This is a genomic window from Pseudomonas sp. PDM13 (assembly GCF_025685765.1).
GTDB classification, from domain to species: Bacteria; Pseudomonadota; Gammaproteobacteria; order Pseudomonadales; family Pseudomonadaceae; genus Metapseudomonas; species Metapseudomonas solani.
Map to the genome: position 1 here is coordinate 47,053 of NZ_JAOTQU010000031.1, position 13,677 is coordinate 60,729.

Annotated in this window: 11 protein-coding genes and 1 pseudogene; 8 read left to right on the top strand and 4 right to left on the bottom strand. The window is 67.7% G+C overall.

The features are described from left to right. Positions 1–45 precede the first annotated feature (45 nt). From OEJ36_RS26205 to OEJ36_RS26215, 4 genes and pseudogenes are all read left to right on the top strand, one after another. Positions 46–1,032, top strand: coding sequence for a ketopantoate reductase family protein (locus OEJ36_RS26205; protein ID WP_263404003.1), 987 nt, complete (start codon positions 46–48; stop codon positions 1,030–1,032). 16 nt (positions 1,033–1,048) lie between these two features. Further along, positions 1,049–1,813 (top strand): class II aldolase/adducin family protein, encoded by a 765-nt coding sequence (locus tag OEJ36_RS26210; protein WP_263404004.1) that lies wholly within the window; start codon positions 1,049–1,051, stop codon positions 1,811–1,813. A 2-nt stretch (positions 1,814–1,815) separates the two neighbouring features. Next, positions 1,816–2,142 (top strand): annotated as a pseudogene (locus OEJ36_RS30740) (PAS domain-containing protein); the annotation flags it as partial. Next, a complete protein-coding gene (locus tag OEJ36_RS26215; RefSeq protein WP_411861057.1) occupies positions 2,125–3,369 on the top strand; it encodes a methyl-accepting chemotaxis protein in 1,245 nt (414 codons plus the stop codon). The pseudogene OEJ36_RS30740 and the gene OEJ36_RS26215, both read left to right, overlap by 18 nt. A 256-nt stretch (positions 3,370–3,625) precedes the next feature. On the opposite strand, the gene OEJ36_RS26220 is transcribed toward OEJ36_RS26215, so the two are convergent. After that, entirely contained in the window at positions 3,626–4,609 is a 984-nt protein-coding gene (locus OEJ36_RS26220) for a helix-turn-helix domain-containing protein (protein ID WP_021217338.1), read from the bottom strand. Between the two features lie 324 nt (positions 4,610–4,933). On the opposite strand from OEJ36_RS26220, the gene OEJ36_RS26225 reads away from it, so the two are divergent. The 3 genes from OEJ36_RS26225 (at position 4,934) to OEJ36_RS26235 (ending at position 7,858) form a co-directional block, all read left to right on the top strand. Beyond that, positions 4,934–6,277: a spinster family MFS transporter gene (locus tag OEJ36_RS26225; RefSeq protein WP_263404006.1), complete on the top strand. Its 1,344-nt coding sequence runs from the start codon at positions 4,934–4,936 to the stop codon at positions 6,275–6,277. Positions 6,278–6,453: 176 nt separating this feature from the next. After that, positions 6,454–6,930 (top strand): MarR family winged helix-turn-helix transcriptional regulator, encoded by a 477-nt coding sequence (locus tag OEJ36_RS26230; RefSeq protein WP_021217341.1) that lies wholly within the window; start codon positions 6,454–6,456, stop codon positions 6,928–6,930. Positions 6,931–7,051: 121 nt separating this feature from the next. Continuing rightward, positions 7,052–7,858 (top strand): hypothetical protein, encoded by an 807-nt coding sequence (locus tag OEJ36_RS26235; RefSeq protein ID WP_263404007.1) that lies wholly within the window; start codon positions 7,052–7,054, stop codon positions 7,856–7,858. Between the two features lie 268 nt (positions 7,859–8,126). Here OEJ36_RS26235 and OEJ36_RS26240 read toward each other — a convergent pair whose 3' ends face one another. The 3 genes from OEJ36_RS26240 to OEJ36_RS26250 all read right to left on the bottom strand — a co-directional run bounded on the left by OEJ36_RS26240 (position 8,127) and on the right by OEJ36_RS26250 (position 12,399). Continuing rightward, complete coding sequence (locus tag OEJ36_RS26240) at positions 8,127–10,382, bottom strand: acylase (RefSeq protein ID WP_317891604.1); 2,256 nt, start codon at positions 10,380–10,382, stop codon at positions 8,127–8,129. A 68-nt stretch (positions 10,383–10,450) separates the two neighbouring features. Beyond that, positions 10,451–11,785, bottom strand: coding sequence for a lysine N(6)-hydroxylase/L-ornithine N(5)-oxygenase family protein (locus OEJ36_RS26245; RefSeq protein WP_263404009.1), 1,335 nt, complete (start codon positions 11,783–11,785; stop codon positions 10,451–10,453). Positions 11,786–11,919: 134 nt separating this feature from the next. Then, positions 11,920–12,399, bottom strand: coding sequence for a sigma-70 family RNA polymerase sigma factor (locus OEJ36_RS26250; protein ID WP_263404010.1), 480 nt, complete (start codon positions 12,397–12,399; stop codon positions 11,920–11,922). Positions 12,400–12,584: 185 nt separating this feature from the next. On the opposite strand from OEJ36_RS26250, the gene OEJ36_RS26255 reads away from it, so the two are divergent. Next, entirely contained in the window at positions 12,585–13,616 is a 1,032-nt protein-coding gene (locus OEJ36_RS26255; protein ID WP_263404011.1) for a FecR family protein, read from the top strand. Positions 13,617–13,677 lie beyond the last annotated feature (61 nt).

Genomic DNA, 13,677 nt, shown 5'->3' on the forward strand with positions numbered 1-13,677 from the left:
GAGCCAGCCCGGCGATCCCGGGCGGGCCACTCGATGGAGCGAACCATGAAGCAACCTCCCCTGCGTATCTGCATCGCCGGTGCCGGCGCCATCGGCTGCACCCTGGCCGCCCGTTTCGCCGCCAGCGACCAGGTGGTCAAGGTGCTGGCCCGGGGCAAGACCCTGGCAGCCATCCGCCGCGACGGCATCCGCCTGCACGACCTCGACGGCCCGCACCAGGTGCGGGTCGACGCCAGCGACGACGCCGCCGAACTGGGGCAGCAGGACCTGGTCTTCCTCTGCACCAAGGCCCCGGCCCTGGCCGCGCTGTTGCCGCAGATCCAGCCCCTGCTGGGCGACGAGACGATGGTGGTGCCGGTGGTCAACGGCGTGCCTTGGTGGTACTTCCACGGCCTGCCGGGGCGCTTCGCCGGGCGCCACGTGGAGGCGGTGGACCCGGACGGCGCGCTCAGCAACGGCCTCGACCTGGCCCGGGTGATCGGCTGCGTGGTGTTCATCACCGCGCAATGCCCGGCGCCGGGGGTGGCCGAGTCGAGCAACCCGCACCTGATGATCGTCGGCGAGCCGGACAACAGCCTGACCCCGCGCCTGGAACGCCTGCGCGCGGTGATCGCCGACGCCGGCATCGAGGCCCGCGCCAGCGAGCGCATCCGCGACCCGCTGTGGACCAAGGTCATCGCCAACCTCACCTCCAACCCCCTGTCGGTGGTCAGCGGCGCCACCCTGGAACAGCTCTACGGCCAGCCCGGCCTGCGCGAGCTGGCCCGCGCCACCCTGCACGAGGCGCTGCTGGTGGCCGCCGGCCATGGCGCGCGGGTGGACATCGACCCGCAGACCTTCCTCGAACTCGGCGCCGGCATGGGCGCCGTGCGCACCTCGATGCTGCAGGACCACGACAAGGGCCAGCCCCTGGAGCTGGCCGCCATCGGCGACGCCGTGCTGGAACTGGCCGAACTGCTCGACCTGCCCATGCCCATCACCCGCCACCTCATCGCCCTGGCGCGCTTTCGCGGCGCCCAGGCCAGCCATTGATTCTCAGGAGCTTTCCATGAACGCCATCGCCACCACCCAGCCCCAGCATTGCAGCGACGAGGAATGGGCCCTGCGCGTGCAGCTCGCCCACTGCTACCACCTGGTGGATTTCCTCGGCTGGACCGAAACCATCTTCAACCACATCTCCGCGCGCCTGCCGGGGCCAGCGCACCACTACCTGGTCAACCCCTTCGGCCTCAACTACCGCGAAGTGACCCCGGCCAACCTGCTCAAGGTGGACCTGAACGGCCACAAGCTGGAGGACTCGCCCTACGACGCCAACCCCGCCGGCTTCGCCCTGCACAGCGCGGTGCACGGCGCCCGCGACGACATCCATTGCCTGATCCACACCCACACCACGCCCATCTCCGCCGTGGTGCAGAAGAAGGCCGGCTTCGGCCACCACGACTTCTACGGCGCCCAGCTGTACGGGCGCATCGGCTACCACACCTTCGAGGGCATCACCCTGTTCGATGACGAGAAGGTACGGATGATCGACAGCCTCGGCGACAAGCACATCCTGGTGCTGCGCAACCACGGCATCGCGGTGGGTGAAAGCAGCATCGCCAAGGCCTTCTTCCTGCTCTGGACGGTGCAGCGCGCGGCGGAGATCCAGTGTGCGGCCGGCGCTCTCGGCGGCGAGGACAACCCGCTGCCGGAAGCCGTCAGCCAGAAATGCGCCGACCTCACCGCCATGCTGATCCGCGAGAGCGGCTTCGCGGTGAAGTTCTTCGACGCCATGGTGCGCAAGATGCAGGCCGAACGCGGCGCGGGCTGGTAAGCATGGGCACCTCGATCGCCGCCCTGCCCGCCTTCGTCGAGCCGCCCATTTCGCGCCTCGACCCGCAAGGCCGCCTGCTGGCCTGCAACGACGCCTACCTGGCGCTCTGCGGTTACCCGCGCGAAGAGCTGCTGAACCAGAGCTTCGAGCTGATCAACCATGCGCAGATGCCCGCCCAGGTCATCGCCCGCATGTGGCAGACGCTGCATGCCGGCACCCCCTGGAGCGGCCCGCTGATGGGGCGCAGCAAGAACGGCGGCAGCTTCTGGAGCCACCTCTACGTGGTGCCGTTGTTCGACGCCGGCAAGCTGGTGGCCCTGGGCACCGTCTACCACCCCATCGACGCCGCCCAGAGCCGTCGCGCCGCCCGCCTCTACAGCCGCCTGCGCCAGGGCCACGGCCCCAGGAGCCTGCCGCAGCGCCTGGGCCGGGCCCTGGCCGAGCAGGGCCTTCTCGGCCTGCTCGGTGCCACCCTGGTCGGCGCCACCCTGGGCGGCCTGGTCGCCCCGCTGCTCGGCCTGGTGCTGCTCGCCCTCCTGCTCGGTGCCGGCCTGCAGCAATGGGCGGGCCGGCGCCGTGAGCTGCACCGCGCCTTGGGCGGCCATGCCCAGGTCTACAGCGATGCGCTGCTGGCGCCGATCTACGGCAACAGCGGCGCCAGCGGCCTGTTCGAGATGGCGCTGAACAGCCAGAAGCTGCGCATGCGCACGGTGATGGCGCGCATCAGCATCAACGGCGAGATCCTCCGCAGCCGCAGCGAGGAGTCGGCGCAACTGGTGGCCAGCGGCGCCGAGCAGCTCGAACGCCAGCTGCAGGAAGCCGAGCAATCGGCAGCGGCCATCCACCAGATGAGCGCCACCATCCAGGAACTCTCGCGCAACCTGCAGGAAGCGGCCGAGGCCACCCAGGAAGTCGACCAGCTGGCCCGCGACGGCGAGCGCCTGGCCGAACAGAGCCAGGGTTCGATGCACGGCATGCGCGACACCGTGGCCGGTATCGATGCGGCGGTGGGCCGCCTGGCGGAATCCATCGAGTCCATCAGCGGCATCGCCACAGTGATCCAGAGCATCGCCGAGCAGACCAACCTGCTGGCCCTCAACGCCGCCATCGAAGCGGCGCGGGCGGGTGAATCGGGGCGTGGCTTCGCCGTGGTCGCCGACGAAGTACGCACCCTCGCCTCGCGCACCCGGGACTCCACCGGGCAGATCCAGCAATCCATCCAGCGCCTGCGTGACGGCAGCGCCGAGGCCCTGGCCGCCGCCCGCCGGGGCGAGCTGGCGGTGCAGCAGTCGGGGCAGGACGTCGAGCAGGTGCGCAAGGCCCTGCAATGCATCTGCGGCGCGGTCGGGCAGATCAGCGGCATGAGCCTGCAGATGGCCTCGGCCATCGAACAGCAGGGGCTGGTGGCCGAGGAAGTGAACCGGCAGATCGCGCAGATCGCCGGGTTGGCCGAATGCAGCGCCGGCCAGGCCCAGCGCAACAGCCAGATCGGCCAGGAGCTGCACCAGCTGGCCAACTCGCAGCTGGACCTGGCGCAGCGTTTTCTCGAGGGCTGAATCGTGCGTGTTGCTTCTGCCCTCTCAAGGGAGAGAAAGCCATGCAGCCATCCGGCGTTTCGCCCGTAGGGTGTGCTGCGCGCACCTGTGCCTCACCGGAAGCACCGAGCGGCGGTGCGCACGGCACACCCTACGGCACGAGGCCAGCTCTCGCACCGTAGCCCGGGAGTTGGCACGAAGGCGTTCCCGGGCTAAAGCCCGGGCTACCCGGCAGGGTTCGAACGGGGAGGCACGGATGCAGGGTGTGTGGCGCCGCTCAACGGCCGCCGCGCAGGGTCTCCGACGGCAGGCAGCCGTACTGGCGGCGGTAGTGGGTGGCGAAGTGGCCGAAGCTGCTGACGCCATGGCGCAGGAGGATGTCGGTAACGCTGTCCTGCGCTCGCGCCTGCTGCAGCGCCTCATGCACCAGCGCCAGGCGGCGGCTGCGCATGTAGTCGGTGGGGGTCTGCTTGAGGAAGTGGGCGAAGCCGTTCTGCAGGGTGCGGATGGAGACCCCGGAAAGCTCGGCCAGGGTGGCCAGGGCGATGGGCTCGTCGAGGTGGCTTTCGATGTAGTCGCGGGCCTTGCGCACATGGAAGGGCATGGGCTGGCGGCGGTCCTCGCGCAGCGCTTCGGAGTAATTGTGCGGCAATTGGGTGAGCAGCACCGAAAGCAGGTAGTCCGACAGCCCGCTGCCCAGGGTCGGCGCCAGGTCCTCGACCATCGGCCCCTGGTGCAGGCGGCAGATGTACTCCAGCGTCTCGCGCACCGCCGCCATCCCCGGGTGCCCCGCCGCCACCTGGATGTCGAACAGCAACGGCTGCTTCAGCGGCCGCTCCAGCAGGCGCTGCAACTGGCGCTCCAGGGCGTCGCGCTCCACCCGCAGGATCAGGTTGCGACACTCCTTGCCGATGCGGATCAGGCTGCGCTCGGAGGGCGAGGAAATGGTCAGGCTGCCCCGGCGCATGGCCGCGCTTTGCGCGCCCAGGGTCACGGTGCCGGTGCCCTGCAGGGTGATGCGGATCAGGTAGTAGCTGGCGATATCGCCGGCATCGATCTCCACCTCCGCGCCGTAGTGCAGGTCGAACAGCGCCGAGCTGCCGAAGAACACGCCATAGAGCGCCGAATGCAGGGCATCCGCACGGGGAAGGTTCATCCGGTGCGGCCACAGGTAGTGGCTGACCTTGTCGCGGACCTCGCCGATGCCGGCGGCGGGGTTCAGCAGGCAATGGCGCTGCAGGAGGGATGCATCGTCGAGCATGGTGGCGGCCCCGTGATCAGTGCGGCACGCCCACTGCATGCACCGCAGAATTAGTGGAAAAGGAAAGCAATTTCCACGCCACGCAAAGCAAATCTGCGCAGCCGGAACAGCGGCTGCGCCTGGCGCATAGAGCCCCGGGGGCCAAGGGCATAAAAAGATAGGGCGGGGCTCGCCGACAGCGGGTTCTGCCAGTTGGCGATGCATGAAAACAACAAAGGGCGCACCAGGGCGAGGCACATCGGTAACGCAGCCGTCACCGAACTACCCCGCCCCCTCCCACGCTGCCGCAGACCTCATCACCACCGCCTCGAGGGGCCGAACCGAATGACCAGCCAGACACCCACCGACCTCACCCGCAAACGCTACGCCTACGAGTGGTACGTGGTCGCCATCTGCATGGTGGCCTACATCTTCTCCTTCGTTGACCGGCAGATCCTCGCGCTGATGATCGAGCCGATCAAACACGACCTGCAGCTCTCCGACACCCAGTTCAGCCTGCTGCACGGGCTGGCCTTCTCGCTGTTCTACGCCTTCATGGGCATGCCCATCGCGCTGCTCGCCGACCGCTTCTCGCGGCCGAAGATCATCGCCATCGGCGTCGCCTTCTGGAGCCTGGCCACCGCCGTGTGCGGGCTGAGCAAGAACTTCACCCAGATGTTCCTCGCCCGCATCGGCGTCGGCATCGGCGAGGCGGCGCTGTCGCCGGCAACCTACTCGATGCTCAGCGACATGTTCCCCCGCGAGAAGCTCGGCCGTGCCGTGGCCATCTACTCCATCGGCTCCTTCATCGGCGGTGGCGTGGCCTTCCTCATCGGCGGCTACGTGATCGACCTGCTGAAGAACCTCGACAGCGTGACCCTGCCCCTGCTGGGCAGCATGCGCCCCTGGCAGGTGACCTTCTTCCTGGTCGGCCTGCCGGGGCTGCTGGTGGCCCTGCTGATCGCCGCCACCGTGCGCGACCCGGCGCGCAAGGGCCTGAAGCTGGATGCTAACGGCCAGGTGCACAAGCCCAGCCTGGGCCAGGCCTTCGCCTTCCTCGGCCGCCACCGGCAGACCTTCACCTGCCACTACCTGGGCTTCTCCTTCTACGCCATGACGCTGTTCTGCATGCTCAGCTGGACCCCGGCCTTCTACATGCGCAGCTTCGGCCTGGCGCCCAGCGAGGCCGGCTACATCCTCGGCCTGATCGTGCTGCTGGCCAACACCAGCGGCGTGCTCTGCGGCGGCTGGCTGATCGACTGGCTGGCCAAGCGCGGCTACAGCGACGCACCGATGCGCGCCGGGGTGATCGGCGCCATCGGCATGGCCCTGCCGGCGGTGCTGTTCACCCAGGTCGGCGAGCTGTGGCTGTCCCTGGCGCTGCTGGTGCCGGCGATGTTCTTCGCCTCCTTCCCCATGCCCGCCTCCACCGCGGCCATGCAGATCCTCCCGCCCAACCAGATGCGCGCCCAGGTCTCGGCGCTGTTCCTGCTCATCTCCAACCTCATCGGCCTGGGCCTCGGCACCACCCTGGTGGCGCTGCTCACCGACCGCCTGTTCCAGTCGCCAGCGCTGGTGGGCCACTCGGTCTCCCTGCTCAATGCCGGCGCCGTGCTGCTCACCCTGGGCCTGCTGATCAAGGGCTGCGGCCACTTCCGCCGCAGCCTGGAGCGTGAAAACCTCAGCTGAACCCTCACCGCCGCCCTGCCCCAACGGACGCGCCGACGCCGCCAGGCGTTGCGCGCCCGCATCCCGCGCCCTGCCGAAGCTGACTTGCATCAAGGCAATGACGACAGCCAGTCGACAGCCCGCGCCCAACCCCCTATAAATCACCCCCACATCTTTGCAACAGCACGCAGTTACCCATGACCACCCCGAAAAAACGCCAAAGCCGCTACAACCCCGCCAGCGACAACTTCAGAAAGGAAGACTTTCCCTTCTACTGGCTGGCACGGGTGCACGGCCGCTACTCCATGGCCATGGAGAAAGCGCTGAAGAAGATCGACATGGACATCCCGCGCTGGCGCATCCTGTTCATCCTCAAGGAGAACGGCGAGTCGAGCATCTCGGAAATCTCCGAACATGCCATCGCCAAGCTCTCCACCGTCACCAAGATCGTCTACCGCATGAAGGCCGACGGCCTGGTGGACACCAACCCCTGCAGCAACGATGGCCGCGTCACCCAGGTCTCCATCACCGAGGCGGGCCGCCGCACCGCCGAACAGATCCAGGTCACCACCGCGCACATCTTCACCAACAGCTTCAAGGACCTCAGCGAAGCGCAGATCACCAAGCTCAACGGCACGCTGGAGAAGATCTTCAACAACCTGCCGGAGGATTGAGGGGCGCGTCCCTCCCGCTCCGCTTGCGATCCACCCCACCCCTGCTGCACAGTCCGCCGACCATTCCGGCAAGCGCCCCCGGGCCGTTGTCTGCCGTCCACCAGGAAGGAGGATCGCTTCAATGGCCAAACGCATACTCTTCGTGCCCTTCATCATGCCCACCGCGGACAGCAACATCCGTGTCGGCCATATCATCCGCTCCGGCCAGCGCGCCGGGCTCGACTACTTCGACAAGAACAACAGCTGGATCACCAGCTACAAGGAGAAGCGGTCCGTGCAGGACGAGGGCGCCTTCCATGACATCGTCCAGCTCTGGTACCACAATCGTCCGACGTACAGCCCGCTGCTCAGGGGGCTTGGCGCGGCCGACCAGATCTACATCCGCGGGCACTCCCTGCCCGACACCGACGGTATCTTCGATAACTGCGAGCTCGGCGAAGGAGGCAGCACCCTGTCCCGTGGCTTCAACTGGGTGGGCGACAAACGCGAGCCGCTGAAGATCAGCTCGGTGGAGGCGAACAACAACGACTCCAAGCACTACGGACTCAAGGCCGAGGTGGTGGCCGAGCGGTTGATCTCCATGGGGCTGCAGGCGACGTTCAGCGGTGTGATCAAGTGCTACAACTGCCACAGCGCGGAAGGCCCCGGCAGCTTCGCCCAGGCCCTGGTGAACGAGCTTTACGACCGCGGCTACAGGAGCTGCACGGTCTATGGCTACCTGGGCGCCCTCAGCTCCATGTACGAGAGCCAGGGCAAGGACAAACCCGAGCACAAGGAAAGCTGGCACGAAAGCAAGACCACCCGTGCCAGCGCCAACCGCCGGAAGATGACCCCCAGCGCACTGGCCGCCAGCTCATCGAGTCCATCCAGCTCGTCGAGCGCATCCAGTTCATCCAGCGCACCGGGCGCCTCCAGCTCCGGGTCGTGAGCACGCACCCCAACGTGATCGAGCGCGCGCAACCTCATCGAACCCAAGGGTGGACCACGCTTCACCGGTCCACCTTCCGTGCTCGCCGGCCACTCCGCAGTGGTGGATGGAAAGAGCGCCATCCACCCTACGCCCCACCGATCACCGAGCTGCAAGGAACCCATGCTGTAGGGGCGAATTCATTCGCCAAGCAGCGTAACGCAGTGCCCCGGCACGGAGCCCCGGTGAACCCGGGCTGAAGCCCGGGCTACGGATCGGCGGAACCCGCTCACTTCACCTTCAGCACCTTGCGCTCCAGCGCCGGGTCGGCGTCGATCTCGGCGTTGGTGAAGGGCAGCTTCTGCCATTGCTGGCGGGCGAAGAGCTCGGTCTGGTCGCTGTGGTGCGGCGAGCCGGCTTCGCTGGACTGGGAGAAGGCCAGCAACCCACGGGCCTGGGGCCCGTTGTCGTCGAAGGTGACCAATTGCAGGTAGCTGGTGCCGCTGACCACTTCCAGGTGGTCGCCCTGCAGTTCGCTCTGCATGGCGTTGTAGACGCCGAAGTGGCCGTCGCCGCCGGGGATGCCGATGGCTCCCGAGCGCTGGATGTCGCCCCAGCGGGCCTGTTCGGGCACGCCGGCCTTGGCCACTTCCTCACCGGCGGCAACCAGCGCCTGGATCACCTTGTCCTTGGCCGCCGGGTTCAGCCCGCGCGGGGTGACGGTCGGGCGTTGCGGGTCGAAGGGCTCGCGCCAGCCGTCCTCGATCTCGGCGAAGCCCTTCATGAAGTGCTGGAAGTGCAGGAAGCCGATGCCGCTGTCGAGGTTGGCCTTGCCGTCCCAGGCGGCCAGGGCCTTGCAGGGCGCGGCCAGGGCGGCGTTGCCCGCCTCGGCCTGGCACAGCTCCAGCAGCCCGGGCAGCAGGTCGGTGGCCAGCGCCACTTCGTTGTCGGTGACCATCGCCTTGAGGAAGTCCGCGCTCAGCGGCGCGTCGCCCTGCAGGCGGCCCAGGGCGAAGCGCGCGCGCGGCGACAGCTCACGCCCTTCGCGGTTGACCAGGGGCGAGTAGCCGGCCAGCGGGCTGTCCGGGTTGCTCAGCCAGGCGCTGTCGTTGGAGTTCTGCACGAAGTCCTCGCGCTGCAGCACCGGCAACTGGGCCGCCGGGGTGATGCCCGGTTGGGCGGCGCTGGCGTCGCGGGTCCATTCGCAGGCGCTGGTATTGCCCTGCAGGGCCGGCAGGCCTTCGGCGGCCAGTTGCGGGATCACGCATTCCGCCAACTGCTTGGGCAGCAGGTGCGGCACCACGGACTGGTTCATGTACAGGGCCTTGCCGCTGGCGTCGGCGGCCAGGGTGTTGACCCAGGGGATGCCCTGGATCTTCGTCACAGCGGCACGCAGGGCGTCGATATCGCGGGCCTGGTTGATCGCATACCACTGCTGCAGCACGCGGGTGTTGCCGAGGTTGGCGTCCTTCAGCGCCCAGGCCTCGCCAGCCGACCACTCCAGCATGCCCGGCCAGTTGAGCAGCGGACCGAAGCGCGACTCGTAGAGGTCGTGGCTGCGCATCGAGAGCTTGCCGGCGGCGTCACGTACCTGCACCTGCAGGCGGGTCTTCTTCAGCGTCTCGGTACGGCCGTCGACGCGGTAGCGGGTCGGGTCCTTGGGGTCGAGTTCCAGGCGGTAGAGGGTGAAGTGCGCGGAGGTGTCGACGGTGTGGGTCCAGGCCAGCTGCTGGCCGAAACCGATGTTGACCACCGGCAGGCCGGGCAGCGCGGCGCCCATCACATCGAGCTTGCCGGGGATGGTCAGGTGCAGCTGCCAGAAGCGCAGTGCGCCGCTCCAGGGGAAGTGCGGGTTGGCCAGGAGCATGCCGCGCCCATCGGCGCTGCGCTTGCTGCCCACGGCCACGGCGTTGCTGCCGCGCTCCAGGCGGAAACCCTCGGTGCGCGCCGCGGTGTAGCCGGAATCCAGCTGCGCCTGCTGGGCACCGGGCGGCGCGGCACCGATCAGCGCTTCGGCGAACTGGCCGGCACCGCCTTCCACCAGCAGGCGACGGGTCAGGCGCACCAGGTCGTCGGCATCGATGGGCCGCAGCCAGCCCTCGCCCAGGCAATGGGTGGTGCGCGCATCGGCCTCCTTCAGGTAGTGGTTGAAGCCGGCGGCGTAGCCGTCCAGCAGCTGGGCGACCTCGCGGGTCTGGGCCTTGCGGAAGGCGGCGACCGACGCCGGCTGGTTGAGCCAGGTGAAGAAGAAGTCGGACGGCAGGTTGTCGAGGTGAGCGGAGGACTGGCCCTCCGTGCCGAACCAGCGGGAGCGCTCGCCACGGGCGGTGACGATCTCCTCAGCCAGTAGGCAGGCGTTGTCGCGGGCATAGGCGTAGCCGATGCCGTAGCCGAGGCCGCGTTCGTCCGCCGCCTGGATATGCGGGACGCCGTGGGCGGTCCAGCGGATAAGCGTTTCTCGCGGCTTGGCGGCCGTATCGGCGGCCAGAACGGCAAAAGCCGGGCACAGCAACAGCGCTGCGACACCGGCAACAAGGCTACGCATGGGCATCGGGGGTTCTCGCAAGGAAGGGTGGAAACCGCGCCGACGGGTGTCGGCGCGGATCAAAGGGATCAGCTGGCGGCGGCCAGCGCCTGGACGACACCGCGCTCGGCACAGGAGCCGGGCTGGATGTGGTCGTAGAGCGAGGCGGCGATCTCGTCGGCGCGGATCGGCAGCACCGACAGCAGGGTGTCGCTGAGACCGTGGCTGGCCTGGCAGAAGCCCTGCATGTAGACGGCCGCCTGGCAGCGTTCGTCGGTGCGGACGCGGTAGTCGCGGCCCACCTCGAAGTCGCCCATCCACTGGGCCAGGGGCTCCAGCAGGTGGCGGTGCACCTGGCGCTCGTAGCCGGTGGCGAGCACCACGGCGTCGTAGCGCTGCACGCTCTGTTCGCCGCTGGCGTTGTTGCGCAGCACCAGTTCGATGCCGTCGGCGCCGGCGGTGGCGCGCTCCACGGTGCTGAGGATGTGGAAGGCGTGGCGCTGGATGCCGGAGACTTTCTGGCGGTAGAAGATGCCGTAGATGCGCTCGATCAGGTCGATGTCCACCACCGAGTAGTTGGTGTTGTGGTACTCGCGGATGAAGCGCTCACGCTCGGCACCGGTCTGATTGAAGATCAGGTCGGTGAACTCGGGGGAGAACACCTCGTTGACGAAGGGGCTGTCGTCCGCCGGTTTCAGCGCCGAGCCGCGCAGCACCATGTCCACCTGCACCGACGGGTAGCTGTCGTTGAGGTCGATGAAGGCCTCTGCCGCGCTCTGCCCACCGCCGATGATGGCGATGCGCATCGGCTTGCCGCCGACGCAGGGCTGCTTGGCGATGCGCTCCAGGTACTGGGAGTGGTGGAAGACCCGGGCGTCGTCCTTGAGGTGGCGGAAGGCCTGGGGAATCCGCGCGGTGCCACCGGCGCTGACCACCACCGAGCGCGTGGCGCGGACGTGGGTCTCGCCACCGGCATCGCGGGAGATCACCCGCAGCGCCTCGACGCGCTGGCCTTCCAGCACCGGTTCGATGGCCAGCACCTCTTCGCCATAGCGGCTCTGCTCGATGAACTGCCCGGCCACCCAGCGCAGGTAGTCGTTGAACTCCATGCGGCACGGATAGAAGGTGCCGAGGTTGATGAAGTCCACCAGGCGACCGTGCTGGTGCAGGTAGTTGACGAAGGAATAGGGGCTGGTGGGGTTGCGCAGGGACACCAGGTCCTTGAGGAAGGAGATCTGCAGCTCGCTCTGGGTCACCAGGGTATTGCCGTGCCAGCGGTAGTCGGCCTGCTTGTCGAGGAACAGGGCATCCAGCGCACCATGCTTGCGGGCACGCTCCTGCAAGGCGATGGCCAGGGCCAGGTTGGAGGGGCCGAAACCAATGCCGATCAGGTCGTGGATAGCGGTGTTCAGGGGCTGAGTCATGTCCAGTGTCCTCTGGAGGTGCGCCCGTCCGGGCGACGGTTGCCGTTCGATGACGGCCCCACTGGCCGCCTGTTGACTAGGAACGAGGACAGGGAAATGAAATTTAGCCGGCGGGCGTTGCACTCACCGGTCGATCAGGCCGCATCCCACTCACGCATGCGCAGGCGGCAGTGTTTCATGGCGTTGACGATGTGCTTCTCCACCAGCGGCTGGGAAATCTCCAGGCGCTCGGCGATCTCGTCATGGGAGAGCCCCTCCAGCTTGCGCAGCAGAAAGGCGTCGCGGCACAGCGTCGGCAGCTCGTCGAGGGCGCGCTGCAACATGCCCAGGCGCTGGCTTTGAGCCAGGGAACGGTGCGGCGACGGGGCGTGGTAGCGCTCCTCCTCGTCCAGCACGTCCAGCGGCTCGTTGCGGCGAATGGCGTTGCGGCGGTGCTCGTCGATCACCAGATTCAGCGCCGTTCGGTAGAGAAACGCGCGGGGCGAATCGATCCGCTCTTGACTCGCGCGTTCCATCACCCGCAAATACGCGTCATGTGCCACATCCGCAGCTGCCTGCCGATCCCCCAGTTTCGCACTGAGGAAACGCACCAACTCGCGATAGTAGATTTCCAAGTCGCTTCCCCGGCGCCTAACGAATGCGGCGCATACACTTGAGCTGGATCAAGACACACCCCTTGGGTGATGCTGGCAGTCTGAAATTATTAAATTTATAATAATTCTCATCAAGATTCATATCTCAGCGTGCCGCTCCACCGTGTGAATACAGAACTCGAATTCAGGCATAACCGGTAATCCTGATGAACAACGCCTCCTCGCAAACCCCAAGCGACCCACTGGTCGAGGTCGCCGCACACTGGTGCATGCGCCTGCACGCGGAGGATTGCACGGACGAGGAGCGCGCCCAGTTCAAGGCCTGGATCGAAGCCGACCCGAGCCATGCCCTCGAATACGCCGAGATGCTGGAGATCTGGGACCTGAGCGAGCACCTGCCGCCGACCCAGCCTTCGCCCCGCCTGCACATTCCCCGCCAGCTCCCGCCGCCACCGCCGACCCTCGCCCAGCTGCCGGTACGCCAGCGCCCGCGCGGCTTCATCCGCCGCCATGCACGCGCCCTGGCCCTGGCCCTGATCGCCGCGCCCCTGGCCGGCTACAGCGGCTGGCTGGCCGGCTGGGTGCCCGACAGCTACCAGCGCTACGAGGCCGAAAGCAGCATCCGCCGCGTCACCCTGCCCGACGGCAGCGACGTGGAGCTGAACCTGGCCACACGCCTGAGCTACGCCAACTTCATCGACCGCCGCCGGGTCAGCCTGGACAGCGGCGAAGCCTACTTCCATGTCAGCCACGACAGTGCCCACCCCTTCGTGGTGCATGCCGGCGAAGGCTCGATCACCGTGACCGGCACCCGCTTCAACGTGTGGAAGTACCAGGACAACATCGTCGTCACCGTCACCGAAGGCTCGGTCAAGGTGCGCAGCGAGCAACGCGGCAACGACAGCAACCTGACCCCCGGCATGCAGGCCAGCTTCAAGGCCGGCGACATGAAGCCCCAGGTCGGCGCCGTGGACACCCAGCAGGCCCTGGCCTGGCGCGACGGCAAGCTGATCCTCGACGACCTGACCCTCGCCGAGGCGGTGCCGCTGATCAACCGCTACCTTGACGCGCCGCTGGTACTGGGCGACCAGGCCAGCGCCGACCAGCGCATCGGCGGTATCTACAGCACCCGCGACATCCGCAGCCTGGTCACCGCGCTGCCCCGCGTCCTGCCCATCAGCCTCGCCCAGCAGGCCGACGGCAGCACGCTGATCAGCAACCGCAAGATGCGTCTCTGAATCCGGGCGTCCGGGCCGCCAAGGACGCACCGCCCGGTAAATTTTCCCGCCCCTAGCTCGT

What these genes read in the sequence shown, in the direction of transcription:
- OEJ36_RS26240 (WP_317891604.1), bottom strand. Translation starts at nt 10,382, where the DNA reads ATGCGTAGCCTTGTTGCCGGTGTCGCAGCGCTGTTGCTGTGCCCGGCT.
- OEJ36_RS26205 (WP_263404003.1), top strand. Translation starts at nt 46, where the DNA reads ATGAAGCAACCTCCCCTGCGTATCTGCATCGCCGGTGCCGGCGCCATC.
- OEJ36_RS26235 (WP_263404007.1), top strand. Translation starts at nt 7,052, where the DNA reads ATGGCCAAACGCATACTCTTCGTGCCCTTCATCATGCCCACCGCGGAC.
- OEJ36_RS26230 (WP_021217341.1), top strand. Translation starts at nt 6,454, where the DNA reads ATGACCACCCCGAAAAAACGCCAAAGCCGCTACAACCCCGCCAGCGAC.
- OEJ36_RS26210 (WP_263404004.1), top strand. Translation starts at nt 1,049, where the DNA reads ATGAACGCCATCGCCACCACCCAGCCCCAGCATTGCAGCGACGAGGAA.
- OEJ36_RS26220 (WP_021217338.1), bottom strand. Translation starts at nt 4,609, where the DNA reads ATGCTCGACGATGCATCCCTCCTGCAGCGCCATTGCCTGCTGAACCCC.
- OEJ36_RS26225 (WP_263404006.1), top strand. Translation starts at nt 4,934, where the DNA reads ATGACCAGCCAGACACCCACCGACCTCACCCGCAAACGCTACGCCTAC.
- OEJ36_RS26245 (WP_263404009.1), bottom strand. Translation starts at nt 11,785, where the DNA reads ATGACTCAGCCCCTGAACACCGCTATCCACGACCTGATCGGCATTGGT.
- OEJ36_RS26255 (WP_263404011.1), top strand. Translation starts at nt 12,585, where the DNA reads ATGAACAACGCCTCCTCGCAAACCCCAAGCGACCCACTGGTCGAGGTC.